The organism is Agromyces sp. Y558 (assembly GCF_059445415.1).
This window is the reverse complement of record NZ_JCAIUH010000002.1, coordinates 459,589-484,455: the sequence shown is the minus strand read 5'-3', so window position 1 is coordinate 484,455 and position 24,867 is coordinate 459,589. Positions and strand designations below refer to the sequence as shown.

General features: G+C 67.7%; 24 protein-coding genes, 2 tRNA genes and 1 riboswitch. Of the genes, 10 read left to right on the top strand and 16 right to left on the bottom strand.

Annotated features, from left to right (window positions below):
• The 3 genes from ettA to ssb all read right to left on the bottom strand — a co-directional run bounded on the left by ettA (nt 1) and on the right by ssb (nt 2,831).
• Nucleotides 1–1,683, bottom strand: coding sequence for an energy-dependent translational throttle protein EttA (gene ettA / locus AC1C2T_RS14065; protein WP_495360368.1), 1,683 nt, complete (start codon nt 1,681–1,683; stop codon nt 1–3).
• Nucleotides 1,684–1,688: 5 nt separating this feature from the next.
• Entirely contained in the window at nt 1,689–2,177 is a 489-nt protein-coding gene (locus AC1C2T_RS14060) for a DUF6993 domain-containing protein (protein ID WP_495360369.1), read from the bottom strand.
• 99 nt (nt 2,178–2,276) lie between these two features.
• Nucleotides 2,277–2,831, bottom strand: a complete 555-nt coding sequence (gene ssb, locus AC1C2T_RS14055) for a single-stranded DNA-binding protein (RefSeq protein WP_495360370.1) — start codon at nt 2,829–2,831, stop codon at nt 2,277–2,279.
• A gap of 247 nt (nt 2,832–3,078) precedes the next feature.
• Between ssb and AC1C2T_RS14050 the strand changes: the two genes are divergently transcribed.
• The 3 genes from AC1C2T_RS14050 (at nt 3,079) to AC1C2T_RS14040 (ending at nt 5,161) form a co-directional block, all read left to right on the top strand.
• Complete coding sequence (locus AC1C2T_RS14050) at nt 3,079–4,086, top strand: aldo/keto reductase (RefSeq protein WP_495360371.1); 1,008 nt, start codon at nt 3,079–3,081, stop codon at nt 4,084–4,086.
• Between the two features lie 86 nt (nt 4,087–4,172).
• Nucleotides 4,173–4,430: a hypothetical protein gene (locus AC1C2T_RS14045; RefSeq protein ID WP_495360372.1), complete on the top strand. Its 258-nt coding sequence runs from the start codon at nt 4,173–4,175 to the stop codon at nt 4,428–4,430.
• 74 nt (nt 4,431–4,504) lie between these two features.
• On the top strand, nt 4,505–5,161 hold the full coding sequence (locus tag AC1C2T_RS14040) for a hypothetical protein (RefSeq protein WP_495360373.1): 657 nt from the start codon (nt 4,505–4,507) through the stop codon (nt 5,159–5,161).
• A 56-nt stretch (nt 5,162–5,217) separates the two neighbouring features.
• On the opposite strand, the gene nadE is transcribed toward AC1C2T_RS14040, so the two are convergent.
• On the bottom strand, nt 5,218–6,039 hold the full coding sequence (nadE, locus tag AC1C2T_RS14035; protein ID WP_495385709.1) for an NAD(+) synthase: 822 nt from the start codon (nt 6,037–6,039) through the stop codon (nt 5,218–5,220).
• A 143-nt stretch (nt 6,040–6,182) separates the two neighbouring features.
• Between nadE and AC1C2T_RS14030 the strand changes: the two genes are divergently transcribed.
• From AC1C2T_RS14030 to AC1C2T_RS14000, 7 genes are all read left to right on the top strand, one after another.
• On the top strand, nt 6,183–7,403 hold the full coding sequence (locus AC1C2T_RS14030; protein ID WP_495360375.1) for a cation:proton antiporter: 1,221 nt from the start codon (nt 6,183–6,185) through the stop codon (nt 7,401–7,403).
• Nucleotides 7,404–7,434: 31 nt separating this feature from the next.
• Nucleotides 7,435–7,507 (top strand) — tRNA-Arg (locus tag AC1C2T_RS14025).
• Nucleotides 7,508–7,618: 111 nt separating this feature from the next.
• On the top strand, nt 7,619–8,239 hold the full coding sequence (orn, locus tag AC1C2T_RS14020) for an oligoribonuclease (protein ID WP_495385708.1): 621 nt from the start codon (nt 7,619–7,621) through the stop codon (nt 8,237–8,239).
• 43 nt (nt 8,240–8,282) lie between these two features.
• Nucleotides 8,283–8,358: transfer RNA gene (locus AC1C2T_RS14015), tRNA-His, on the top strand.
• 30 nt (nt 8,359–8,388) lie between these two features.
• Complete coding sequence (locus AC1C2T_RS14010; RefSeq protein WP_495353718.1) at nt 8,389–8,736, top strand: metallopeptidase family protein; 348 nt, start codon at nt 8,389–8,391, stop codon at nt 8,734–8,736.
• A 211-nt stretch (nt 8,737–8,947) separates the two neighbouring features.
• On the top strand, nt 8,948–11,812 hold the full coding sequence (locus tag AC1C2T_RS14005) for a sialate O-acetylesterase (protein ID WP_495385707.1): 2,865 nt from the start codon (nt 8,948–8,950) through the stop codon (nt 11,810–11,812).
• Nucleotides 11,813–11,856: 44 nt separating this feature from the next.
• Nucleotides 11,857–13,125 carry a serine hydrolase family protein gene (locus AC1C2T_RS14000; RefSeq protein WP_495385706.1) on the top strand — a complete coding sequence of 423 codons (1,269 nt, stop codon included), beginning with the start codon at nt 11,857–11,859 and terminating at the stop codon, nt 13,123–13,125.
• Between the two features lie 38 nt (nt 13,126–13,163).
• Here the strand turns inward: AC1C2T_RS14000 and AC1C2T_RS13995 are convergent, their stop codons facing one another.
• The 12 genes from AC1C2T_RS13995 to AC1C2T_RS13940 all read right to left on the bottom strand — a co-directional run bounded on the left by AC1C2T_RS13995 (nt 13,164) and on the right by AC1C2T_RS13940 (nt 24,861).
• Entirely contained in the window at nt 13,164–13,421 is a 258-nt protein-coding gene (locus AC1C2T_RS13995; protein WP_495360379.1) for a hypothetical protein, read from the bottom strand.
• A 58-nt stretch (nt 13,422–13,479) separates the two neighbouring features.
• Nucleotides 13,480–14,052: a nucleoside/nucleotide kinase family protein gene (locus AC1C2T_RS13990; RefSeq protein ID WP_495385705.1), complete on the bottom strand. Its 573-nt coding sequence runs from the start codon at nt 14,050–14,052 to the stop codon at nt 13,480–13,482.
• Nucleotides 14,049–14,822 carry an energy-coupling factor transporter transmembrane component T family protein gene (locus tag AC1C2T_RS13985; protein ID WP_495360381.1) on the bottom strand — a complete coding sequence of 258 codons (774 nt, stop codon included), beginning with the start codon at nt 14,820–14,822 and terminating at the stop codon, nt 14,049–14,051. The genes AC1C2T_RS13990 and AC1C2T_RS13985 overlap by 4 nt, the downstream gene beginning before the upstream one ends.
• Nucleotides 14,819–16,309: an ABC transporter ATP-binding protein gene (locus AC1C2T_RS13980; RefSeq protein WP_495385704.1), complete on the bottom strand. Its 1,491-nt coding sequence runs from the start codon at nt 16,307–16,309 to the stop codon at nt 14,819–14,821. Before AC1C2T_RS13980 ends, AC1C2T_RS13985 begins: the two co-directional genes overlap by 4 nt.
• Nucleotide 16,310: 1 nt before the next feature.
• Entirely contained in the window at nt 16,311–16,946 is a 636-nt protein-coding gene (locus AC1C2T_RS13975; protein ID WP_495385703.1) for an ECF transporter S component, read from the bottom strand.
• A 38-nt stretch (nt 16,947–16,984) separates the two neighbouring features.
• Nucleotides 16,985–17,094, bottom strand: a riboswitch (TPP riboswitch).
• Nucleotides 17,095–17,152: 58 nt separating this feature from the next.
• Complete coding sequence (locus tag AC1C2T_RS13970) at nt 17,153–17,485, bottom strand: spore germination protein GerW family protein (protein ID WP_495360384.1); 333 nt, start codon at nt 17,483–17,485, stop codon at nt 17,153–17,155.
• A 79-nt stretch (nt 17,486–17,564) separates the two neighbouring features.
• Nucleotides 17,565–18,821, bottom strand: coding sequence for a DNA polymerase IV (locus tag AC1C2T_RS13965; RefSeq protein WP_495360385.1), 1,257 nt, complete (start codon nt 18,819–18,821; stop codon nt 17,565–17,567).
• Between the two features lie 62 nt (nt 18,822–18,883).
• On the bottom strand, nt 18,884–19,507 hold the full coding sequence (locus AC1C2T_RS13960; RefSeq protein WP_495385702.1) for a hypothetical protein: 624 nt from the start codon (nt 19,505–19,507) through the stop codon (nt 18,884–18,886).
• A gap of 181 nt (nt 19,508–19,688) precedes the next feature.
• The gene (gatB, locus tag AC1C2T_RS13955; protein ID WP_495385701.1) at nt 19,689–21,215 is read right to left on the bottom strand and encodes an Asp-tRNA(Asn)/Glu-tRNA(Gln) amidotransferase subunit GatB; all 1,527 of its coding nucleotides are present in this window, start codon (nt 21,213–21,215) and stop codon (nt 19,689–19,691) included.
• Nucleotides 21,215–22,750, bottom strand: a complete 1,536-nt coding sequence (gatA, locus tag AC1C2T_RS13950; protein ID WP_495385700.1) for an Asp-tRNA(Asn)/Glu-tRNA(Gln) amidotransferase subunit GatA — start codon at nt 22,748–22,750, stop codon at nt 21,215–21,217. The genes gatB and gatA overlap by 1 nt, the downstream gene beginning before the upstream one ends.
• Nucleotides 22,747–23,049 (bottom strand): Asp-tRNA(Asn)/Glu-tRNA(Gln) amidotransferase subunit GatC, encoded by a 303-nt coding sequence (gatC, locus tag AC1C2T_RS13945; RefSeq protein ID WP_495360389.1) that lies wholly within the window; start codon nt 23,047–23,049, stop codon nt 22,747–22,749. The genes gatA and gatC overlap by 4 nt, the downstream gene beginning before the upstream one ends.
• Before the next feature lie 36 nt (nt 23,050–23,085).
• On the bottom strand, nt 23,086–24,861 hold the full coding sequence (locus AC1C2T_RS13940) for an alkaline phosphatase family protein (protein ID WP_495385699.1): 1,776 nt from the start codon (nt 24,859–24,861) through the stop codon (nt 23,086–23,088).
• Nucleotides 24,862–24,867: the final 6 nt, after the last annotated feature.

Genomic DNA, 24,867 nt, shown 5'->3' with positions numbered 1-24,867 from the left:
TCAGTCTCGCGTGAGCTTGCGGTACGCAGAACGGTGCGGCTTGGCCGCGTCGGGGCCGAGCCGCTCGATCTTGTTCTGCTCGTACGACTCGAAGTTGCCCTCGAACCAGTACCAGTTCGCCGGGTCGTCTTCGGTGCCCTCGTACGAGAGGATGTGGGTCGCGATGCGGTCGAGGAACCAACGGTCGTGGGTGATCACCACTGCACAGCCGGGGAATTCGAGGAGGGCGTTCTCGAGGCTCGACAGCGTTTCGACGTCGAGGTCGTTGGTCGGTTCGTCGAGGAGCAGGAGGTTTCCGCCCTGCTTCAGCGTGAGCGCGAGGTTCAAGCGGTTGCGCTCGCCGCCGGAGAGCACCCCCGCCTTCTTCTGCTGGTCGGGCCCCTTGAATCCGAATTGCGAGACGTATGCCCGCGACGGGATCTCGGTCTTGCCGACGATGATGTAGTCGAGCCCGTCGGAGACGACCTCCCACAGGTTCTTGTTCGGGTCGATGCCGCCGCGGCTCTGGTCGACGTAGGAGATGTCGACCGTCTCGCCGATCTTCAGTTCGCCGCCGTCGAGCGGCTCGAGCCCGACGATCGTCTTGAACAACGTCGTCTTGCCGACGCCGTTCGGACCGATGATGCCGACGATTCCGTTGCGCGGAAGGCTGAAGCTGAGGTTGTCGATCAGAATGCGTTCGCCGAAGCCCTTGCGGACCTTCTTCGCTTCGATCACCTGCGCGCCGAGACGCGGACCGACGGGGATCACGATCTCTTCGAAGTCGAGTTTGCGTGTGCGCTCGGCCTCGGTCGCCATCTCGTCGTACCGCGCGAGACGCGCCTTCGACTTGGCCTGTCGGCCCTTCGCGTTCGAGCGCACCCACTCGAGTTCTGATTCGAGGCGCTTGGCGAGCTTCTGGTCTTTCTTGCCCTGCACCTGCAGTCGTTCCTGCTTCTTCTCGAGGTAGGTCGAGTAGTTGCCCTCGTACGGGTAGAGCCGGCCACGGTCGACCTCGCAGATCCACTCGGCGACGTGGTCGAGGAAGTAGCGGTCGTGCGTGACGGCAAGCACGGCGCCGGGGTACTTCGCGAGGTGCTGCTCGAGCCAGAGCACGCTCTCGGCGTCGAGGTGGTTCGTGGGCTCGTCGAGGAGCAGCAGATCGGGCTTCTGCAGCAACAACTTGCAGAGCGCGACACGGCGCTTCTCACCGCCCGAGAGCACGGAGACCTGCTCGTCGCCAGGCGGGCAGCGAAGGGCATCCATGGCCTGCTCGAGCTGGGAGTCGAGGTCCCACGCGTCAGCGGCGTCAATGGCCTCCTGGAGGGTTCCCATCTCGGCGAGGAGCGCGTCGAAGTCGGCGTCGGGGTCTGCCATCGCAAGCGAGATCTCGTTGAATCGATCGAGTTTCGCCTTGATCGGGCCGACCCCCTCTTGCACGTTCTCGAGCACCGTCTTGGTCTCATCGAGCACGGGCTCCTGCATGAGGATGCCGACGGAGTAGCCCGGGCTCAGCCGCGCCTCGCCATTCGACGGCTGATCGAGACCGGCCATGATCTTCAGGATCGTCGACTTGCCGGCGCCGTTCGGGCCGACCACGCCGATCTTCGCTCCGGGCAGGAACGCCATCGTCACGTCATCGAGGATGACCTTGTCTCCGACCGCCTTGCGGGCGCGAACCATCGAGTAAATGTAATCAGCCATGTCGCCTACCAGTCTATGGGGCGGGTCTGCCCGACGAGACAGCCGCCGGTGCCGAGCGGCGGGCGCACCGCGCCATGGTAGCCGCCCGATTTCGGGCCGTACTGGCCGACCAGGCATTCACCCTGGAACAGCACGGAGAACTGCACCGAGTCGGCCGGCTCACCGATCGTGGTCGTGTCTGCGGTCACCTGCATCTGAGCCTTGTCGAAGCCCGCAGCGGCGAGCGCGTCGATGAAGTCACGGCCACCAGCGGCACCGTTCGCGGCGACGACGCCCGCGTTCACCCAGTCGAAGAACCCCAGGTTCTCAGCGGCCGACAGTTCTGGCCGGAACTCGGGTGCCGTCGGCGTCGGTGCACTGGCCTCCGAGGGTGTCGGGCGAGCCGTCGAGGGGGCCGTGGGCTGCGGGTCTGCAGTCGTGCAGCCGGCGGTGCCTGCGATGATCGCGACAGCCGTGAGCGCCACAGCCGCGGATGTGCCGAAGCGCCGTCTCATCGTTCCCCTCACCGGCGGTGCCGACCGCCCGAGCAGAGTCTATGCGTTCGCGTTCGACCGTTGCCCGGGCGGCCCGCCGTGTGGCGTCCGCTCGATCGATCAGACGGTGGCCATCGCTTCGTCGAGCTCAGCAGGTTCAGCGCTGTCGTCGCTGGCCTCGTCGTGGCCCTCATCGGTCGTTGCGACGTCAGGCCACGCGGACGCGCCCTGCTCGAGGCCTTCCGCCGCACCGAACGCGTCGACGACCTCGGCCCCGCCCGACGAAGCGTCGTCGGCCGCGGCATCCGCTGGGCGCGCGGAGCGCACTTTCGCGTAGGACGTCACGCACCAGGCGAGGTCGTGCCCGATCGAATCCGCCTCGATCTCGACAGCGGTGCCCGACTTCTCGCCGGTCTCCCATGCGCGCAGCCGGAGCCGACCGCGTACGATCAGGCGTTCACCTTTGCGGATCGAGAGCTTCGCGTTCGATGCGAGCTGCCGGAACGCCGAGACGGTGTACCAGTTCGTCTCGCCGTCTTCCCAGGTGCCCTTCGCCCGATCGAAGACTCGTCTGGTCGATGCCAGACGGAACGACGTGATGGCGAGGCCGCCGTTGGTGACGGTGTGTTTGGGATCGGTTCCCACTACGCCGGTCACGGTGATGATGTCGGTCATGTGCTGCACTCCTCAGTCGGATGCCGCCGCGAGTCGACGGCACGCGGCTCCGAGGTGCGCTCGTGCCGGGATCGTCACCCCGGAGCCGCAAGCACCAGCATCACCGGCCGGCCGAGGCATCCGATGGCCTCATCGACGACGGTGCAGAAGAACCGGGTACCGACCGTTGTGGAGGACGAGTGACCCCGAATGACGATGTGGGCGGCCGCGGCACGAGCAGCGCGGCGTATCGCCATAGAGTTGCAGAATGAGCTACGTCGCCCTCCCCGAACGCTACGAACGGATGCAGTACAACCGGGTCGGCCGCAGCGGCCTGAAACTGCCGGCACTCTCTCTGGGGCTCTGGCACAACTTCGGTCACGAGCGGCCGTACGACACGCAACGCGCGATCGTGCGACGTGCGTTCGACCTCGGCGTCACCCACTTCGACCTCGCGAACAACTACGGGCCGCCCGCCGGGAGCGCGGAGGAGAACTTCGGGCGCATTCTCGCCGACGACCTCGCCCAGTACCGCGACGAGCTGATCATCTCGTCGAAGGCCGGGTTCGACATGTGGCCCGGTCCGTACGGTGATTTCGGTTCGCGCAAGTACCTGCTCGCCTCGCTCGATCAGAGCCTCGAGCGTCTCGGCCTCGACTACGTCGACATCTTCTACTCGCACCGGCCCGACCCCGAGACGCCCATCGAAGAGACGATGGGCGCCCTCGCCACCGCGGTGCGCCAGGGCAAGGCGCTCTACGCGGGCATCTCGAACTACGACCCCGATCAGACTCGAGCGGCCGCCGCCGCCCTCGCTGCCGAAGGCGTGCCGCTGCTCATCCACCAGCCGCGGTACTCGATGTTCGACCGGCACATCGAAGACGGGCTCTTCCCCGCTCTCGAAGAAGTCGGCGCCGCGAGCATCGTCTTCTCGCCGCTCGCGCAAGGGCTGCTCACCGATCGTTACCTGAGCGGCGACGTGCCCGCGGACTCGCGTGCCGCAACCAGCCGGTTCCTCTCAGCCGATCGCATCAGCACCGACTACCTCGAGCGCGCGCGGGCGCTCGACACGATCGCGAAGGAGCGCGGCCAGACCCTCGCCCAGCTCGCGCTCTCGTGGGTGCTCCGCCAGCCGCTCGTGGCGAGCGCACTCATCGGCGCCTCGAGCGTCGCGCAGCTCGAACAGAACGTTGCAGCGCTCGATGCCCCGCCCCTCACCGATGAGGAGATCGAACGCATCGAGCCGCTCGCGGCCCACGGCACCGCACTCGGCTGAGTCGGCACCACCGGTCGGATGTCGGTGGCCCTTCGTACTCTCGTGACATACACCAGCAGGGCCGGCTGCGTCACGAGAGGAACGACATGTCCGCCATCGCAACGAACGCCGCACGCACGCGCGAACCGTTCCCCATCGACGTTCCCGGTCTGCTCATCTCGCCGGCCGCTCCGGGCCTGTGGCGAGTCACTCGCCCGCACGGGCCGGTGCTCGGTCACATCGAGCAGCGCGGTGCGGGCACCGAGACGCGCTTCGGAGCGAAGCGACTGGTTGCCGGCGGCATCCGCTCGATCGACCTCGGTGAGTTCTGGTCTTCGCGCGACGCCGCTGAACTCTTCCGGTGACCGGGCGTCGAGCGAATTCGGGCACGCCGTCCCTGCTCGCCCGGCGCGACACCGACGCGAGGTAACCTGCGGCCATGCAGTGGTGGAATGATCTCGTCTCCTGGCTCGACTCGGCTGCGGCGCGGCCCGCGATCTTCTCGGCCGCCGTGCTGTTCTTGGCGGTGCTCGCCGCCGGGCTTCTCGCGGTGTGGATCGCCAGTATCGCGATCAAGCGTCTCGTCACACAGCGCGACCGTGAGGCCAAGGCGACGGCGATCGCCGCGCTCGTCGACGCCGCGACCGAGGCTTCCGTCTGGAACTCGCTCACTCCTCAAGAACAGGTGCTCGTCGATCGCGCCGTCGGCCAGGCCGACATCATCGTGCGCCTGCTCCCGATCCGCGGGTCGGATGTCGCGGCGAACTGGGCTTCCCACCAGTTGCACGAACTCAAGCGCGCATCGGCGACGTTCGGCTACCAGCTCGATCCCGCCGTGGTGGAGTTCCGCGACCGACTGCTCGAGTGGCAGCGTCACCCGGCGCGCACACGCCGGCAGTTCCAGAACGACCTCGCACGGTGGCGCACGCAGCGTCAGGATCCGGATCAAGCCGCAGTGGACCAGCAAGACACGTGGGTGGCCGAGCAGCACCAGCAGCGCTACCAGGGCAGCGTCAACCTCGCCGAGCCGAGCGAGCCCACTGCCACGGCGAACACCGCGCCCACCCCGACGATGCAGAGCGAGCCACTGCGCTGACCTACTGCTCAGCTGGCTCGCGGCTCCGGCCGATTCGGGTCAGGTCGAGCGATTGATCAACGCCACCAGTCATCGAACATCGAGACGGGCACCGTGCGCTTGTGCCGGGTCTGCAGGAATCTCGCCTCGATGCGTTCGGCGACCTCCTCGTCGATGTCGTGACCTTCGAGGAATGCGTCGATGTCGAGGTAGCTCAGCCCGAGGTTCGCCTCGTCGGTCTGCCCCGGGTTCGCATCGAGCAGGTCGGCGGTCGGCTCCTTCAGGAACAGACGCTCGGGAGCACCGAGATACTCGAGCAACGCACGGCCCTGCCGCTTCGTGAGCCCGGTCAACGGCAGGATGTCGGCGCCACCGTCACCGAACTTCGTGAAGAAGCCGGTGACGGCCTCCGCAGCATGATCGGTGCCGACGACGAGCAGCCCCTGCTCGCCCGCCAGCGCGTATTGCGCGACCATCCGCAGTCGTGCCTTGACGTTGCCCTTGCCGAAGTCGCTGAGGGGCGCTTGCGTCGCCGCCTCGAAGTCTGCTGCGAACCCGTCGACACCGCCCTTGATGTTGAACACCACGGCCTCGTGCGGGGCGATGAACTCGAGTGCGAGTTGCGCATCGTCTTCGTCACGCTGCACGCCGTAAGGCAATCGCGCCGCGACGAAGCGCGCAGGAGTCCGCTCGGAGACGAGTTCATCGACCGCCAGTCGGCAGAGCCGCCCGGCCAGTGTCGAATCCTGTCCCCCGCTGATGCCGAGGATGAAGCCGCGTGCACCGGTCGAGCGCAGGTAGGACTTCAGGAAGTCGATGCGCGCACGCACCTGCTCTGCCGGTTCGATGACCGGGACGACGTTGAGTTCGGCGATGATTCGCGACTGCAGCTCTCGCATTCCACGACGATACCGCTGACATGTTTCCGGGATGCAAACGAGCACGGCCGCGTCATCGCGCAGATGCGATCAAGCCTCCGCTAGCATCGCGACAAGTGCAACGCCGCCGGCCCTGGCGACGTCGTGTCCTGACGGGAGTTCGGATGGATATCTCGATCGGAACCATGGTGCTCGTGCCGGCGATCGCCGTTGCCGCGCCGCTGCTCGTGCGAGCGATCGGACGTTGGGTCGTCATCCCGCTTGTCGTCTTCGAGATAGTGCTCGGACTCGCACTCGGACCGGCGGTGCTCGGCTGGGTCGTGCCAGATGAGTTCATGGGCCAGCTCGCCGACTTCGGACTGGCAATGCTCTTCTTCCTCGCAGGCAATGAGGTCGACTTCCGCTCGATCCGCGGGCGCCCCCTGAGCCGTGCCGCCATCGGCTGGATAATCTCACTCGCCGCGGGCATCGGGATCGCCTCGGTGCTGGCGGCCGACCTCCCCGCGGCGGCCTTCATCGGCATCGCCCTGACCTCGACGGCGCTCGGTACGATCATGCCGGTGCTTCGAGATTCGGGCGATCTCGGCACCCCCTTCGGCATCGCCGTCATCGCGCTCGGCGCCGTGGGCGAGTTCGGGCCGCTGCTTGCGATCTCGATCTTCCTCAGCGGGCGCACCCCGCTGCTCGCGACGGTCGTGCTCCTCGCCTTCGCGCTCATCGCCGGGATCGCCATCTGGCTGGCCGCGAAGGGCGTGGGCAAGCGCATGCATCGGGTGATCACCGCGACCCTCCACACGAGCGGGCAGTTCGCAGTGCGACTCGTCGTCTTCGTGCTGCTCGCGCTCGTAGCGCTCAGCATCGTGCTCGACCTCGATATGCTCCTCGGTGCATTCACCGCCGGCGTGATCTACCGCTTGCTGATGACCGGCGCACCCGAGCGCGATGCGGAGATCGTCGAGACGAAGCTCGAGGCCGTCGGCTACGGCTTCCTCGTACCTGTGTTCTTCATCAACACAGGCGTGACCTTCGACCTCGAAGCGCTCTTCGCCGATGCCAGCACGACGGCGCTCCTCCCGATCTTCCTCGTGCTGATGCTCATCGTGCGCGGACTTCCCTCGCTCCTCGCCGCACCGAAGGGCTCGAGTCGGCGCGACCTCGCGGCGACCGCACTCTTCGGCGCCACCGGTCTGCCGATCATCGTCGCGGTCACCGCCATCGGAGTCGACAACGGCGACCTGCCGAGCGGTACCGCCGCGGCGCTCGTGGGGGCGGGGATGGCCTCGGTGCTCCTGTTCCCGCTCATCGCACTCACGATTCGCAAGGGCCGAACAGATGCCGCCGCGAAGCAGCCGGACGACGATCCGTACGTTCCCGTCGAGGGGTGACCCGGCCTGCCCCGGTATGCTTGGCACCGTCGCCCCCGTAGCTCAGCGGATAGAGCAGGAGCCTTCTAATCTCTTGGTCGCAGGTTCAATTCCTGCCGGGGGCACCGAATCCAACGCCTGGAACCGCGACACCTCGACCGGGCATCAATCCCAGCGTTCACCGTCGCCCGAGGCACTGAAACAGTAGTGTCGGAGCGCCCCGGTAGACTCGCCGCATGGCTTCCTCGAGTGACCGACTGGTCTGGATCGACTGTGAAATGACCGGACTCGACCTCGAGGTCGATGAACTCGTCGAAATCGCCGTCGTCATCACCGACTACGACCTGAACCCCGTCGATCCGGGGCTCAGCATCGTCATCAAGCCCGATTCGAGCGCGCTCGAGTCGATGGGCGAGTTCGTCCGAACCATGCACACCCAATCCGGACTCATCGAAGAGATCCCGAATGGTGTCAGCGTCGCCGAGGCGGAGTACGAAGTACTCGAGTACGTGCTGAAGCACATACCCGAAGAACAGAAGGCACCCCTCGCGGGCAACTCGATCGGCACCGACCGCGCCTTCCTCGTAAAGTTCATGCCTCGCCTCGATGCGCACCTGCACTACCGCAGTGTCGACGTCTCCTCGATCAAGGAGCTCGCAAAACGCTGGTTCCCTCGCGCGTACTTCAACTCGCCTCAGAAACACGGCGGACACCGGGCGCTCGCCGACATCCTCGAATCGATCCGCGAACTGCATTACTACCGGCGCGCGGTCTTCGTCACCGAGCCCGGCCCGTCGACCCAGGAACTCCAGACCCTTGCGGCGACCGTCGTGGACGAGTTCGACGCCAAGGTGTAGTAGTCTCTTTGAGTTGCCAGATCGCTTCGGCGGTCGACACATGGTGGGTATAGCTCAGTTGGCAGAGCGCCTGGTTGTGGTCCAGGAGGTCGCGGGTTCAAGCCCCGTTACTCACCCCAATTCTTCACCCGCTCCGAACGGAGTTGCTCGTGGAACTCGATGCCGAGGCGTTCGAAGCTCTCGTCGTCGATGAACTCGACCAGTTGCCCGACGACATGGTCGACGGCCTCGAGAACGTCGTCTTCGTCGTCGAAGACCGCCCCGAAGACGGCTCGCTCGACCTGCTCGGCCTCTACGACGGGTGGGCGCTGACCGAACGCGACCGGTACGGATTCGGTGAGATGCCCGACCGCATCATCCTCTACCGCGAGCCGTTGCTTTCGATCTCAGACGACGAAGACGAACTCCGTGAAGAGATCCACGTCACGCTCGTACACGAGATCGCCCACTTCTACGGTATCGACGACGCTCGCCTGCACGAACTCGGCTGGGCCTGAGCCCGACACGTCGCTCCACCGGCCACCACGGCCCGCTCCGGGGCATCGAAGCGCGCTCAGACCGACGACGGGGGGCTCAGGCATACACGGGCCGCCCGGTGCATTGACGCGCCGCTCGACTGGCCGCTACTGTATCGACTGACCGCTTCTGAATCGTTTCATCACCAGATTCACTCCACACGTTGCGCACATCAAAGATGATTGGCCCGCATTGATCAACGCGCTTTCGGCACGCACACCCGTCCGCCTCCTCGCTCTCGCCGCCCTGACCGGGGCACTCGTCCTCACCCCCACCGCTCCCGCGCCGGCCGCCGAGACAGCCGCACCCACTTCGTGCGATGCGGCCGCCACGGCCGACGGCCAGGCGCCGGTGCTGCAACTCGAGCTCCCTGCCAACGCTTCGTGGCCGGGCGCCGTGCCCGACTACGCGTTCAATGCACTTCAATCGGCCGAACACGGCTTCGACCGCGTGGGGTATTGCCTTGAGACGACGAGCGGCACAGGCACGCAGTGGGCCTGGTCCGGTATGGACGCCTTCACCGCCGATCCTTCGCTGCTCGGCCTTCATACGATCCCGGGCCAGATGACGCAGCAGCGCGTGAACGACTTGGAGGTCGCCTCGAACGTCGCCGGCGTCGCGACGGGCGAAGGTATGACGGGGTGGATCGAGCACTGGCCGAACACCTACGAGCGCTACCGCAGCGGGCAAGTACAGGGCGCGACGAACGACGCGTACGACGCCGACGACCAGCCGACCGTCGGGTGGTACGGCTCGTTCCAGATCCACCGGGTGAACGCCGAACCGGGCGACACCCAGACCCCGAGCACCGTGATGGCACTCAACGGGTTCACCGGAACGGAAACGCTCGACATCGGGTTCGGAGACGCACCAGGCGGCTCGGCGGAGTCGGACTGGACCTTCGCCCGCAATGCGGCCTCGTTCGCGAGCCGTACGCTCACGGTCTACACACGCTCCGCCGTCGTCGAGCTGAGCAACGCCCCGCAGGATCGGGAGCTCTTCCCGCGCGATGCCGACAACGGTGCGAACGTGATCGTCGCCGGTACTTCGGATGCCGCGGTGGAGAACGTGCGTCTCTCGGTCACGAGTGCCGGAGTGACGACGACACAGGCGACATCGGACTCGTCGTTCTCGTTCGACACGCGCATCACGGCGGGCCTTCACGACTACGAGTTCCACCTGGAGGCCCAGGTCGACGGCGTCTGGCGCACGAGCGGCCGGTGGACCCACGTCGTCGCCGGCGACGTCTTCGTGATTCAAGGACAGTCCAATTCGGAGTCCGCCGCATGGCAGGACGGATCGGATTCGAGCGCTGGCAATCAGTCGCCGTGGGTGCGGAGTTACGGCACGACGTCGTGGCATCCCGAGACCTCTCACGGCAGCCGCGCATGGCAATACGCCTACGGTGACATGACCTCCGCGAACAAGGGTCAGGTGACCAATGTCGGCATGGTCGGCCAGTGGGGTATGCGCATGGGCGGCGCGCTCTCGCAAGAGCTTCAGGTTCCGGTCGCGATCTTCAATGGTGCGCATGGTGGGCAGCCGATACACGTGTTCCAGCGCAACGATTCCGACCCGAATGACAGCGCAACGAACTACGGCCGGTTGCGGCAGCGCCTGGAAACGGCCGGGGTCCTCGACGACGTCAAGGCGGTGTTCTGGTACCAGGGCGAGTCGGACAACGGCGACACGGTCCGTCACATCGACGGCTTCACCACCCTCCTCGAGGACTGGCGAAGTGAATTCGGCTCGAGTATCAGCGGCGGCGCGCAGTATTACGCGTACCAGCTCCGAACTTCGTGCAACGGCGCCGGCGATGCGGCCCGCGGAGACGACATCGCCCTGCGCGAAGCGCAACGGAACCTCGCGCGGACGCATGGCGTGACCGTGCTCTCCACGACAGGAGCACCCGTTCATGACGGCTGCCACTTCGGATACGAAGGCGGCTACAAGATGTTCGGCGAGCAGGCGACGGCCGTGCTCCTCCGCGACCTTTATGACGGGCCGAGCGCCGGCGTTGCCGCTCCGAACCCGATCGCAGCAGCAGCGGCGGCACCGTCGAGCACGGAGTTCACCATCCAGCTCGACTCGGCAACCGATCCGCTGACCGTCGACGCGAACATCAACTCGACAGGCGACTTCGTGGTGAACGGCTCATCTGCCAAGGTCACGAACGTGAGTTCTCACGAGGGAGGAAAGCTGCTCGTGACACTGGCCGGGGCCATCGGAGCGAATACGACGGTGAGCTATCTCTCGCACTACGGCGCCGGCCCGATGATTCGTACCTCGAACGATGTCGGCCTGCTGGCGTTCAACCGACTCCCGGTGGCCATCGGGGCAGCCTCGCCCGAGCTGGTGACTTCCATTCCGAATGCAGTGGCCGGGGTCGAGCACTCGGTTCCGCTGGGAGCGACCGGCACCGACTCCGCGCGCTACACGGTGACGGAGGGATCTCTCCCCGCTGGGTTCGTGCTCGACCGCACGAGCGGCGAACTCGCGGGCGAGTCCGATCTCGCCGTGACGGCCACCTTCACGGTGCGGATGGATTCCGCGACAGGCTCGAGCAGCCGAGCGCTCACGTTCGAAGTCGCCCCAGGTCCGATCACCGACATCACCATGTCAGCCGACTCACTCGAGGCGACGGTGGGCGACTCCGTGGAGATCGCCGTCTCGGGGGTGGACACTTTCGGAAATGACCACGGTGATGTGGCTTCCGACGTGACCCTGACCAGTGATCAACCAGGCGACATCGTCTCGGGCAACCGAGTGACGTTCACTCACGCAAGTGCGCACGTGATCACGGCGAGCGTGGGCGAAGCTTCGGCATCGATCACGATCGAAGTCTCACCAGCGGCCACCGGCGGCAACGGAGGAGGAAACACGCCCGGCGGCACGGGGGGCGGCGGCGGAGGCGCCTCGAACGATCCCGACTCCGCGGGCGGCCTCGCCGCCACGGGCTTCGAACCAGGCGTCGGCGTCATCCTGGTGCTGTTCCTCACCGTGCTCGGCGCACTCGCCGTGCTGCGCGGTCGGCGTGCGCAGCGCCGCACCGAGTAGTCGGGCCGTCCTGGGCGTGAACGCGGCCGGGTTACGCTGATTCCATGAGCATCACCCCCCGCCGCATCGTCGGCATCGCCGTCGGCGCGATCGCGATCCTCGGCATCGGGGTCTACGGTCCGGCGATGCTCCTCGGCCCGCTCCCGGCCGTGAGCGTCACGGTCGATGACACCGGTGCAGCGGCATCCGCGATGGGCACGCCCACCGCGATCACGCTTCCCACCGCGGGCGCGAGCGCGATCGCCGTCCTCGCTGACGACAGCACGCCGACGACGCTCACTGTGGCAGGCGACACGGCCGCGGTTCCGATCGGCAGCGCCGCAAAACTCATCACCGTGCTCGCGACCCTCGACTCTCTGCCGCTGCCCGCAGACGGCGGTGCCGGCCCGGCCATCAACATCGGACCCGAGGACTACACCGACTACCTCCGCTACGTCGCGGAGGACTCGCGCACTCTGCAGGTCTCGCCCGGCGAGAGTTGGACGGAGCGAGACGTCGTGCGTGCGGTGCTGCTCGCATCGAGCAACAACCACGCCGACACGCTCGTGCGCTGGGCGTTCGGCGGCGTCAACCCCTATGTCAAGGCGGCCAATGCCTGGCTCGCCGAGCAAGGCTTCACCGGGACCCGGGTCGCCGATGCGACGGGCCTGTCGGGCGACAATGTCGGCACCGCCGAAGAACTCACCCGCCTCGCGGCGCTGGCACTGGCCGACCCGGCGCTCGCGGCGATGTACGACACGGTCGAGTCCCCAGCAGTCGCCGGGGCGCGAAACGTGCCGGACGTGGTCGCCCATCTCGGCGACGCGGGAGTGCGTGCCCTCGCGCGCAGCTACACCGACCAGGCGGGCCTGACCTTCCTGTTCTCAACTGAGATCCCGGGCGCAGAAGGCGACCCATCACATCACCTCGTCGGCGCGATGACGCTCATGCCCGACTACGAGACTCTCGACGCCGCCGTTCGTGCGGCGGTCGAATCGAGCTCGCTCACCGCTCAGCCAGTCGAAGTCATCACCGCCGGCACGCCGTACGCGAGTGTCGAAGCGCCCTGGGGAGACCGAGCCGAGCTCATCGCCACTGTGAGCCAGACGGATGTCTCGTGGGGCAACCCGGGCGGCGAGACATCCGTCACCGTCGAGGCGTTCACGACCGCGTCGGCGGGTCGTGACGTCGGCCGGGTCACCGTGGCTGCGGCCAGCGGGGAGCTCGCCTCCCCCCTCGAGTTGACGAGCGGCATCCGCGATCCGGGTCCGCTCTGGCGACTCACGAACCCGGCCGCGCTCATCGGGGCGTTCTTCGCCGATCAGCAGGGCTGAACCCGGGGGTCGCGCGCGGCCTCACTCTTGCGGTGTACTCAGTCGTTCTCGTCGTCGGACTCGACCGGGTCGGAGTCATCGGCATCGAACCGGAACTGCACCCGCACCTGTCCGTTGACCTCGCGCTCGTCGACCGCGTCGTACCAGAACAGCGATTCGAGACCGTCGACGGCGGCGACCATGCCGACGCGCTGTTCGGGCTTGCCGCCCACGAGGATGCGCTGCTCGAACTCGCCCTCGAGCGGACCGTCGAGGAACTCCGCGACGTACTGGGCGCCTGTCCTGTCTGTGCTCATATGACTACCGTAGCCCCCGGTCGCAGCGAGGGGCAGGGGGCCGCACGGGCGCGCCGACTCAGGCGTCGGCGACGCGAACCCGCAGGTCGGCACGACTGGCGGGAGCCGTACGCGCGACGTATCGCCGCCACTGCCGCTCCCAGAGATCCCAATACGGATCGAATGCGCCGTCGTCTCGTGCCAGCGCCCTGCGTTTGCGCACCCGTGCCGAGGCCTCGACCCAGACATGCACCGCATCGACCTGCGAGACGGCGGCGAACGCACCGCACCCCTCGATGATCAGCGCGTTGCCCGGATCGCTCGACTCGATCGAACCCGCACGGTCGGCCGCCCAGTCCCAGCGCCGCCACTGCCCCACCTTGCCACGCGCCCGGCGGGCGATGAGGGTGCGCGACAACTCGGTTCCGGCCCGTTCCAGCCCGGTCCAGCCGTGATAGGCGTCGTCGAGACGAACGAGGTCGGGCCTCTGACCTGGCCAGGCCCGCAGGATCGTGTCGGCGAGCGTGCTCTTGCCTGAGCCACTGGGTCCGTCGATCGCGATGATCCGCGATCGCTCCGCGCGTACCCGAGCGAGCACGGCCTGAACGGCGGATGCCGCGGGGCCGGCCTCGACACCCGGGCGATCGGTCACGACCACACCGGGTGGAAGGTGCCGGCCCAGATGGCCGCGCCGATCGCGAGCGCGGCGATGCCGACGGCGAGTGCGAGGAGCGCCGCGTCCGACCAACCGACACGGGAGACACGCGCCCAGGTGCGCGGTCGGTCGGACCCGAAGCCGCGTGCCTCCATCGCGGTCGCGAGTTTGCTTCCCCGCCGAATGGCGAGCACGAGCAGCGCGAAGGCCATCGTCGCGAACCGACGAATGGCACCATGATCGCCGATGCCGCGCGCGCGGCGCGACAACGCCATCGCCCGCCAATCCTCGATGAACAGGCCGACGAGGCGTGCTCCCGCGAGCGCGCCCAGCACGAACCTGCTCGGCAGGCGAGCGATCTGTGCGAGCCCGTCGGCGAGCTCGGTCGGGTCGACATTCATGAACAGCAGCACCGCCGGCAATCCGATCGCGAGTACGCGCACGGTGACGGCGATGGCGAGTTCGATGGAGCCGTCGGTGACCCGCGCCAGCCAGAACGACCAGTACTCGGTGCCCTCGGGGCGCCCGTACAGCAGCATGCTGAGACCGGCGATCGGCGCCGCGATGAGGATCGGCCAGGTGCGTGCCACGAGTACTTTCGGGGTCACCCCGGCCATGGCGAACAGTGCGAGCTGCACGATGAGTGCGACCGCGGCGCTCACCCAATCGACCGTGAGGAGCAGCGGTGTGGTGAGGAGCATCGCCGCGGCGAGGCGGCTGACGGGGTTGACGCGATCGACGAGTCGCAGGCGGGGTGCCGCGATCATGCCGCCGCCTCCGCTCGGAGGCATTCCCGGCTGAGATCGAGATGCTGATCGCCGAGCGCCGCGAGATATGCCGCATCATGACTGATCGAGAGCAGGGTCACCCCGTCGTCGACGAGTCCCCTGAGCAGGCTGACGAGTTCGATCCAGGTGAGACGGTCTTGGCCGAAGGTCGGCTCGTCGAGGATGATGACGCGGGGCTGGGCGACGAGCGCGCACGCGACCGTGAGCCGACGTTGCTCACCGCCTGAGAGCGTGAACGGGTTCGCCTCGGCGAGCCGGTCGAGCCCCAGGCGTTCGAGCACCTCGCGAGTGCGCAGGCGGGTCGTCGCCGTGTCGAGACCCAGCGCCCGCGGGGCGACTTCGAGTTCGCGCTGCACGGTGGAGGCGACGAACTGGTGCTCCGGCTCTTGAAACACGGTTCCGATGCGGGTCAGCAATTCGCGCGAACGCCATCGGATCGGCTCCCCGCGCAGCCCGCTCGCGAGTTCCGCTGACGCGCGCACCTGCCCCGCGATCGGTGCCAGAAGTCCGCCCATCGTGAGGGCGAGGGTCGACTTTCCGGCGCCGTTCGGCCCAGTGAGCACGGTCGACGAGGCCCTCGGTAACGACAGCTCGAGCCCCTCTCGCACGACCGCATCGCTCCGGCGGCCGATTGCGAGGTCGATGCCGGCGAGATCGATGACGGATGCCGCCGCGGCGGGCCGCGCGGACGTGACCGTCGGCGGCGAGCCGGGCACCCAGACCCCGGCGGCGAGGAGCGCCGCGCGCTGCGTGTCGATGACGTCTCGCGGGTCGCCGTCGGCGATGATTCGACCGTTCCTGCCGAGCACCACCACTCGGGTCACGAGGTCGATCCAGACATCGACGCGGTGCTCGACCACGACGAAAGTGGCTCCCGTGCGCTCGAGCGTACGGTCGACCGCGTGACGAACCTCGCTCACCCCGTCGGGGTCGAGGTTCGCAGTCGGCTCGTCGAGAAGCAGTAGCCCCGGTCGCATCGCGAGCGCGCCCGCGAGCGCCAGACGCTGCTTCTGCCCGCCCGAGAGCGAGCTCGTCGGGTGGTCGAGTGGGAGATCCAGCCCGACGTCGTCGAGTGCACGGCGTACGCGCGGCCAGATCTCCTCTCGGGGCACCCCGAGGTTCTCGCAGCCGAAGGCGACGTCATCACCGACGCGAGCGAGGATCACTTGCGAGTCGGGGTCCTGCAGCACGAGGCTCGCGCGGCCCCGCATCGAGGCCGGCCATTCGCCGTCGATGCGCAGCGAACCGGTCTCCTCGCCCTCCTCGGCTCCGCCGTGAACGCCGGCAAGGGCGTGAAGGAGCGTCGATTTGCCCGAACCCGACGGCCCGAGCAGCAGCACCCGCTCCCCCGGTTCGATACGAAGGTCGATGCCATCGAGCGCGGCGTCGCGCCTGCTGGCGTGGCGCCACCCCCACCCGCGCGCCTCCACGCGCGCGGGCCGGATTGCTTCGGAGTCGTGACCCACGTCAGACCCGCTGAGTCACGTCTTGACCCGCGGCGAAACGGCTGAGCGCCCCGGTGGCTGCGAGACCCCGCACGATGAGCCAGCCGAGCAGCCCGGCCAGGACCGCGCCCGACACGACCACCGTCGCGAAATAGAGCCCCAGGAACTCGGCGGACTTCTGCAGATTGCCCGACGTGAAGAGCTCGAGGCTCCAGGCCGCCGCGCCGGCAGCCGCACCGGCGAGCATGGCGGGCAGCACGCCGAAGCGGCGGTAGGCGAGGAGCGCGAACACCAGTTCGGCGCCAAGCCCCTGCGCCACACCGGCGTAGATCGTCTCGATGCCCCACTGGTTGCCGATGAGCGCGGACACCACGGCGGCAAACAGTTCGACGAAGAGCGCCGCACCCGGCTTGCGAATGATGAGTCCGCCGATCACGCCGCCGATGAGCCAGATGCCGACGGCGATACCGCCGAGGCCCGGCGTGAGCGCATCAGCCGCGCTGAACCACGCGTAACCGATGTTGTTCCAGAAGAGGAAGAGAAGCCCTGTCGCGACGCCGATCACGCTGGCGACGACGATGTCCACGACCCGCCAACTCAGATTGCGCGGCTTCGGATCGGCTGGAGGCGTGCTGGATTCAGTTGCTGCAGTGTGCACTGTCGTGCCCTTTCGATTCGTGGAAAGAGGCACGGGAATTGAGATGTGATTGCCCTCCCTGCGCTGGCATTACCCAGATCAGGTTCGACGGTCGAAGGTTGAGAACCTTCCTCTCAGCCCGGCTCACCGGACTCCCGTGTTCGTTGACGAGTATACGCCGACGAGCACGGTGAGGGTCGGCCGCGACGGCGGCGACGGTGGGCGTCTCAGCGCTTGAGCGCTCTGATCACCATGCGCAGCGCCTTGCCGGTGACCCACACGAGCGGGGTGGCGACGAGCAGCAGCCCGATGAGGTTCGGTTCGAAGCGAACCCCGCCATCGCGACCGACGTATGCGCCGAGCGGAATGGAGAGGCCACCGCCGCCACCACCGCCCGCCTCGTCACCCTTCTCGTCGGAGCCGCTGCCGGCACCGAAGCCGTAGTATCCGAGCGCCACCGGTACGAGCGTGGTGCCGTCGATCTCGACGGCATCACCGTAGGAGGTCTTCACGCCGACGCCGGCGACGGATTCAGCCAGTTCCAGTACGAGTTCAGCCATGCCTCCAACGCTACCCTCGGATGCGCCACTCAGCCACCCCCCTCACGATTCACACTGCGGCGGGTTCATCGCGGCGCGCTCACTCGCCGCCCGCATCCTTGCGTCGTGACGACTCGACACGATCGACGGCCGGGCGCACGAGCGAGGCCGGACGCACGGTACCTCGGCCGAAGCGAGCGGTCACCTCATCGATCGTGCGCTCAGCCTCGCGCCACTCCTCGTCGGGGTCCCACAACATCGCACCGGTACCCGACGGTCGAAGCTGCTCGGCGCGAACACCGATGAGACGGATGCGCGCGCCATCGCCGGCGAGTTCGCCGAGGGCCGCGGATGCCTCGTCGTAGATGCGGCGCGCGACATCCGTGGGCTCGCCCAGCGTGCGCGACCTGGTGACCGTGCGGAAGTCGCCGTAGCGGAGCTTCAACACGACCGTGCGGCCGAGGAGCCCTGCCTTGCGCAGCCGCACAGCGACGTCGTCGGAGAGCCGGAGGAGCTCGCGCCTCAATTGCTCGAGATCGGTGAGGTCGTAACCGAACGTGACCTCGTGACCGATGCTCTTCTCCTCTCGGCCCGTGACGACGTCGCGAGCGTCGACGCCCATCGCGAGATGGCTGAGCTTGGCCGCGAGCGCCGGCCCGAGTGCACGCTCGAGCGCGTCGACCGGCATGGCGGCGACATCGCCGACGGTGCGCAGCCCGATGCGCGTGAGTGACTCCTCGGTGACCCGGCCGACGCCCCAGAGCGCCGAGACCGGCAGCGGGTGCAGGAAGTCGAGCGTGCGCTCGGCCGGCACGACGAGCATGCCGTCGGGCTTCGCCCTGCTCGACGCAACCTTGGCCACGAACTTCGTCGCTGCCACGCCGACCGAGCACGTCAACCCGGTTTCACCGTGTACGCGCTGCCGCAGGGTCCACGCGATCTCGGCCGGGCTGCCGTGCAGGCGACGCGCGCCCGACACGTCGAGGAACGCCTCATCGATCGAGAGCTGCTCGACGAGCGGAGTGACCTCTTCGAAGATGGTCATCACCCGACGCGAATACTCGGTGTAGCTCGCGTAGTCGCCGCGCAATACGACGGCGTTCGGGCAGCGCTGCAAGGCGAGCGACATCGGCATCGCCGAGTTCACGCCGTACTTTCGGGCCTCGTAGCTCGCCGCAGAAACAACCCCACGCCCGGCGGTACCGCCGACCAGCACCGGCTTGCCGCGCAGATCTGGCCGCTTCAATAACTCGACCGACACGAAGAACGCATCCATGTCGACGTGCAGGATGGGTGTCGCCGAATCGTCGACGGGGCCAGTGGTGACCTGCCGCGACGAGCCGTCCTGCTTGCTCATGCTCCGAACCTAGCCCGTGCCACCGTCATCGGAAGCCCAGGGCTTGCCGACGCGATCGAGTGTCAGAACCCGAAGTCGCCACCACCACCGAAATCGCCACCGCCGAAGTCTCCGAAGCCGCCTTGATCTGAACCAGAAGCGTCAGAGCCGCCGGCATCGGCGCCCGTGTCGGCGCCGGAGTCGCTCCCGGTGTCCCCGCCGTCGGCACCCGCCTCGAACGAGGCGGGGTCGGGCAGGAACGCCTGCGCGATCGCCGAGCCGACCACCACACCAGCGATGGAGCCGAGCAGCGAGCCCGCGAACATACCGCCGAACGACGGCCCGCCCTGCCGGCTGCGGCCACCCGAGGCATCCGCTCGGTTGAAGGCTCGTTCCACGCTGCCGGGAGCTCGAAGCTCGGCACGGGTCGCCGCTCGGGCCAGTGCGCTGGGCTCGTCGGAGACGAGTCGTTCACCGGCAGGTGCCTCTTCGGAGAGCGAGGCGAAGACCGCCGCTCGCTGCTCGGGAGTGAGCTTGGCGAACGCCTCGGCGTGCACAGCCTCGACCGACTCGGGCGGCGCCGTGCGCAGCAGGTAGCGGTATCGCTCGACGGCGAGCTCGTCGTCACTCAGTCTGCGTGTCGAAGGAACCGGGCGCGCCGCGGGTTCATCGGGGACGGTGCCGAACAGTCGGTCCAGGAATCCCATTTCGTGCTCCTCAATCGTTCAAAGGACGACCACTGTACGGCCGTTGGTATCGCGCCGGCTGTGAGTCGGTCTCGATACGCTCGCTGCGCTCGCTACTCGACCAGCGGTATGAGAACGCTCGCTACTCGACCGGCGGTATCGGAACGCTCGCCACTCGACCAGCGGTGGCGGAACGCACCCGCTACTCGGCCACCGGAGTCGCGGCCCGCTCGAGCACGAGCTCGCGCACACGCGCCGCATCGGCCTTGCCCTGCATGGCCTTCATGACGGCGCCGATCACCGCACCGGCCGCCTGCACCTTGCCATCGCGGATCTTCGCGAGCACGTCGGGCTGCGAGGCGAGTGCCGCATCGATGGCCGCGATCAGGGCCCCGTCATCGGAGACGACGGCGAGACCGCGCGCGTCGATGACCTGCTGCGGCGCGCCTTCGCCCGCGATGACGCCTTCGAGCACCTGGCGCGCCAGGCGGTCGGTGAGCGTGCCGGCGTCGACGAGCTGTGCGAGCTCGGCGACATGTTCGGGCGAGACGAGGCCAGAGGCATCCTGATCGGCCGCATTCGCGAGGCGGGCGATCTCGCCGGTCCACCATTTGCGGGCTGCAGCGGGCGAGGCACCGGCCTTCACCGTGGCCTCGAGTTCGATCAGCAGGCCCGAGTTCGCGACATCCTGGAATTCGAGGTCGGTGAAGCCCCAATCGGCCTTCAGCCGGCGGCGGCGCACCGCCGGCGGCTCGGGCAACGCGGCACGCAGCCCGTCGACGAGTTCTTTCGACGGCACGACGGGAAGCAGGTCGGGCTCAGGGAAGTACCGGTAGTCGTCGGCATCGGACTTGGGCCGTCCGGCGCTCGTCGCACCGGTGTCTTCGTGCCAGTGACGCGTCTCTTGAGTGATCGTGCCGCCACCGGCGAGGATTGCGGCCTGACGCTGGATCTCGTAGCGCACCGCACGCTCGACCGACCGCATCGAGTTGACGTTCTTCGTCTCGGTGCGTGTGCCGAGCTTCTCCTGCCCGCGGGGGCGGAGCGAGACGTTCGCGTCGCAACGGAGGTTGCCGCGCTCCATGCGCGCCTCGGAGATGCCGAGCGAGAGCACGATGTCGCGGATCGTCGACACGTACGCCTTCGCGAGCGCAGGAGTGTCGGCCTCGCCTCCGAAGATCGGCCGCGTGACGATCTCGACGAGCGGAACACCGGCACGGTTGTAGTCGACGAGCGAGTACTCGGCGCCCTGGATGCGACCGGTCGAACCGCCCACGTGCGTGAGCTTGCCGGCGTCTTCCTCCATATGCGCGCGCTCGATCGGCACTGTGAACGTGCGTCCGTTCTCGAGCTCGACCTCGACCTCGCCGTCGAACGCGATCGGCTCGTCGTATTGCGAGATCTGGTAGTTCTTCGCGAGGTCGGGATAGAAGTAGTTCTTGCGGGCGAAGCGGCTCGAGGGGGCGATCGAGCAGCCGAGCGCGAGCCCGAGGCTGATCGAGTACTTCACTGCCTCACCGTTGACGACGGGAAGCGAACCCGGGAGACCGAGGCACACCGGCGTCGTGAGCGTGTTCGGCTCTGCGCCGTGGAACTGCGAGTTCGCAGGGTTCGGTGCAGACGAGAACATCTTCGACACGGTGTTCAGCTCGACGTGCACCTCGAGACCGATGACCGGCTCGAAGAGCTCGAGGGCCTTATCGAAGTCCATCAGTTCAGCGCGTGCCATCAGAGTGCGCCTTCCTCGGTCGCGGTGAGCTCATGGGCGGAGAGGTCGGGGGCCTGCGCGAGAAGCGGGCCACCCCACCGCTCTTCGAGCAACTGCTCGAGCGCAGCGCCGACGTTGTAGAGTCGCGCATCCTCTCGCGCCGGCGCGAGGAACTGGATGCCGACGGGCAGCCCGTCTTCGGGGGCGAGCCCCGAGGGCAGCGAGATGCCCGGCACGCCGGCGAGGTTCGCTGGAATCGTCGCGATGTCGTTCAGGTACATCGACACGGGGTCGGCGAGCTTCTCGCCGAACTTGAACGCGGTCGTCGGTGCGGTCGGCGAGGCGAGCACGTCGACGTTCATGAACGCCGCGTCGAAGTCGCGCTGCACGAGCGTGCGCACCTTCTGCGCGCTGCCGTAGAAGGCGTCGTAGTAGCCGGCCGAGAGCGCGTAGGTGCCGAGGATGATGCGTCGCTTCACCTCGGGACCGAAGCCGGCCTCGCGAGTCGCCGCCATGACCTGCTCCACCGTGCCGCCGCCCTCTGGAGTGACACGGAGGCCGAAGCGCACCGAGTCGAACTTCGCGAGGTTCGACGACGCCTCTGCGGGCAGGATCAGGTAGTACGCCGCGATCGCGTACTCGAAGTGCGGTGCGGAGACCTCCACGATCTCGGCGCCCTGCTGTTCGAGCAGCTCGAGCGACTCGTGGAACCGCTGCCGCACACCGGCCTGGAAGCCCTCGCCGTCGAGCTCCTTGATGACGCCGATGCGAAGGCCTGAGACATCCGCTCGCCGTACTGCCTCGGCCATCGACGGCCAGGCCTCGGGAATCGAGGTCGAGTCGAGCGGGTCGTGCCCGGCGATGACGTCGTGCAGCAGCGCTGCGTCGAGCACGGTGCGAGTGACCGGGCCGATCTGGTCGAGCGACGATGCCAATGCGATCGAGCCGTAACGGCTGACGGCGCCATAGGTCGGCTTCACGCCGACGGTGCCGGTGACGTGCGCCGGTTGACGGATCGAGCCACCGGTGTCGGAGCCGAGCGCCAGGGGGGCTTCGAAGGCGGCGACGGATGCCGCGGAGCCGCCGCCCGAACCACCGGGGATGCGCTCGAGATCCCACGGGTTATGGGTGGGGCCGTATGCCGAGTGCTCGGTCGACGAACCCATGGCGAACTCGTCCATGTTCGTCTTGCCGAGCGGGATCATGCCCGCCTCGCGCACCTTGGTGACCGGAGTCGCGTCGTACGGCGGAACCCAGCCCTCGAGGATGCGCGAACCAGCGGTCGACGGCATGCCTTTGGTGACGAGCACGTCTTTGATCGCGATCGGCACCCCGGCGAGCGGGCCGAGCGGGGCACCTGCTGCGCGTTGCCGGTCGATCTCGGCTGCCGTCTCGATAGCGCGATCGCCCTCGATGTGGAGGAACGCGTGCACGGCTCCGTCGACGGCGGCGATGCGGTCGAGGTGCGCGCGGGTTGCCTCGACCGACGAGACCTCGCCAGAGGAGAGCTTCTCGCCGAGCGCGGCAGCTGTCAGGCGGATCAGTTCGTCGCTCACTGCTCTTCTCCCAGGATCGCCGAGACCTTGAATCGGGCGTCGTCGGACTCGGGGGCGCCCGCGAGCGCCTCGTCGACGGTGAGGACCGATTCGCCGACGACGTCGTTGCGGTAGACGTTCTGCATCGGGATCGGGTGACTCGTCGGCGGCACGTCGGGCGTGGCCACCTCGCTCACCTGCTCGACCGCGTGCATGATCTGGCCGAGCTCTGTCGTGAGGTGCTCGATCTCTTCATCGGTGAGCGCGATGCGGGCGAGGTTCGCGAGATGCGCGACCTGCTCCGCAGTGATTTCGGACATGCTGCTCCGTCGTCTCGGGATGGGGATGGATCGATTCTATCCGGGCACGCCGAACAGCCCGTCGCCGTAGCGGTGCAACAGCTCGTAGGCCTCGGCATACGTCTCGGGCAGCGGTTCGCCCGGCTCGCCGTACTTCGCGAGCAACAGGCCGAGGAGTCCTTGCCCGGGCGGACTCAGCGGCCGCGTCGACGCGCTATCCGTTTCGTCAGGCGGTCGCTCCTCGTCGTTCAGCGGCACGTACTGCGGGGTCGGCGACGGCCAGGTCGACGGATGCCTCGGCACGGTGAGGTTGAGCGCCGCAGTGAGGTCGCGGACACCGTCGTCTCGATTCGTCAGGGCAGCGAGATCGTACTTCTTCGACAGGGTCGCGATGACGGCGGCGTGGTGGAATTCGTCGCTGATGATCGTGCCGGCCCCGGTGTAGGCCGAGATGGCGATCGCCGGCACGCGGCATCCGAGACGATCGAAGCCGAACCCCATCTCGCCTTCGCCGTCGTCGTTCGGGGGCTTCGCCGAGGGCGGGGGCACGTGGTCATATGTGCCACCATGCTCATCGAAGGTGATGAGCAGCATCGTGTTGAGGGCGTTGGAACCCGACTCCGACGCCGCCCCGCGCACCGCCTGATAGACGCGGCCGACCAGCGCGTCACCGGCACGCACGTCGGAAACGGCGCTGTCGACGATGGGCTCTCCGTCGAACTCTCCTTCGCGAAGCTTGCCGAACGGCGGGTGGAAGTCGTTGTGGTCGTAGACCATGCGCGGCTCGATGAACGCGTACGCGGGCAGCGTGCCCGCAGCGGCGTCACTCTCGAAATCCTCCATCGTGGCGAAGTGCTCCGTGCGCCAGAAGCGTTCGAGCGCCGGCGCGTGCAGGAATCCGGTGAAGGAGATCAACTGACGCTCGTCGAAGTAGACGCGCCAGCTCACGCCCTGCTCTTCGAGGCGATTGAAGATCGTCGGCGAATCGGGGGCGTCGAGCCACTTGCGGTAGCCCCCGTCGAGCACGTTCGTGACGAAGCCGTGCGACGTGGACGCGTGGAAGAACGACCGGTTGCAGAAGGTCTGCGACGGCACCGCGCAATACCAGTGATCGAAGACGGCGAACTCGCGAGCCAGCGTCGACAGCACCGGCAGCATGACGGGATCGAACCCGCCCATGATCTGGCGAACCTCGTCGGCCTCGGGTGCGCGTCCGTGGCGGAGTGCGCGGAGATTCGACTCGTAGTCGCGCACGAAGCCCGACATGTCGGGCTTCGAGGCGTCGCTCGGCGCGTTGTACGGCGCGGTCATCTCCGCAGTCTCACGACCCTCGTTGTGCGCGGGGTCGATCGTGCCGAACAGTTGGGTGTTGACGTGCGGGTACTCCTCGCCGGGATCTGGATCGGGCTGCTCCATGATCCGGTCGGTCGCACCCGTGTAGACGTGCGCGGACACCGTGCTGCCATCGGACGCGACATTCGAGTACTCGCCGAAGTCGAGCCCGTCGAAGCTCGCACCCGCGGGCAACGACTCCGTCGTGTACAGCCGGCCGAGGAGATTGTCGAACGAGCGGTTCTCTCCCATCAGCACGACGAGGTGTTCGATCGGCGATGCGCCCTCTGGCACGGCCGTCGCACTCGGCGACGGCGCGTTCGCGTTCGATGCTCCCCCGGCGAGCGCGACACCGACCGCCCCACCGGCCGCGCCACCGACGACGACTCCGGCCGCCGCCGCACCGCCGACCCTGAGGAACTCGCGGCGCGAGGGGCCGCGCGGAGCCTGCTTCGACGAAGCATCCGCCGATGCCGCTGCGTCGTTCTCTGGTGCCGACATACTCCT

Bases quoted from the DNA above. Each gene is read 5' to 3' on its own strand.
- ettA (WP_495360368.1), bottom strand. From the start codon at position 1,683: ATGGCTGATTACATTTACTCGATGGTTCGCGCCCGCAAGGCGGTCGGA.
- AC1C2T_RS14060 (WP_495360369.1), bottom strand. From the start codon at position 2,177: ATGAGACGGCGCTTCGGCACATCCGCGGCTGTGGCGCTCACGGCTGTC.
- ssb (WP_495360370.1), bottom strand. From the start codon at position 2,831: ATGACCGACATCATCACCGTGACCGGCGTAGTGGGAACCGATCCCAAA.
- AC1C2T_RS14050 (WP_495360371.1), top strand. From the start codon at position 3,079: ATGAGCTACGTCGCCCTCCCCGAACGCTACGAACGGATGCAGTACAAC.
- AC1C2T_RS14045 (WP_495360372.1), top strand. From the start codon at position 4,173: ATGTCCGCCATCGCAACGAACGCCGCACGCACGCGCGAACCGTTCCCC.
- AC1C2T_RS14040 (WP_495360373.1), top strand. From the start codon at position 4,505: ATGCAGTGGTGGAATGATCTCGTCTCCTGGCTCGACTCGGCTGCGGCG.
- nadE (WP_495385709.1), bottom strand. From the start codon at position 6,039: ATGCGAGAGCTGCAGTCGCGAATCATCGCCGAACTCAACGTCGTCCCG.
- AC1C2T_RS14030 (WP_495360375.1), top strand. From the start codon at position 6,183: ATGGATATCTCGATCGGAACCATGGTGCTCGTGCCGGCGATCGCCGTT.
- orn (WP_495385708.1), top strand. From the start codon at position 7,619: ATGGCTTCCTCGAGTGACCGACTGGTCTGGATCGACTGTGAAATGACC.
- AC1C2T_RS14000 (WP_495385706.1), top strand. From the start codon at position 11,857: ATGAGCATCACCCCCCGCCGCATCGTCGGCATCGCCGTCGGCGCGATC.
- AC1C2T_RS13995 (WP_495360379.1), bottom strand. From the start codon at position 13,421: ATGAGCACAGACAGGACAGGCGCCCAGTACGTCGCGGAGTTCCTCGAC.
- AC1C2T_RS13985 (WP_495360381.1), bottom strand. From the start codon at position 14,822: ATGATCGCGGCACCCCGCCTGCGACTCGTCGATCGCGTCAACCCCGTC.
- AC1C2T_RS13970 (WP_495360384.1), bottom strand. From the start codon at position 17,485: ATGGCTGAACTCGTACTGGAACTGGCTGAATCCGTCGCCGGCGTCGGC.
- AC1C2T_RS13965 (WP_495360385.1), bottom strand. From the start codon at position 18,821: ATGAGCAAGCAGGACGGCTCGTCGCGGCAGGTCACCACTGGCCCCGTC.
- AC1C2T_RS13960 (WP_495385702.1), bottom strand. From the start codon at position 19,507: ATGGGATTCCTGGACCGACTGTTCGGCACCGTCCCCGATGAACCCGCG.
- gatB (WP_495385701.1), bottom strand. From the start codon at position 21,215: ATGGCACGCGCTGAACTGATGGACTTCGATAAGGCCCTCGAGCTCTTC.
- gatC (WP_495360389.1), bottom strand. From the start codon at position 23,049: ATGTCCGAAATCACTGCGGAGCAGGTCGCGCATCTCGCGAACCTCGCC.
- AC1C2T_RS13940 (WP_495385699.1), bottom strand. From the start codon at position 24,861: ATGTCGGCACCAGAGAACGACGCAGCGGCATCGGCGGATGCTTCGTCG.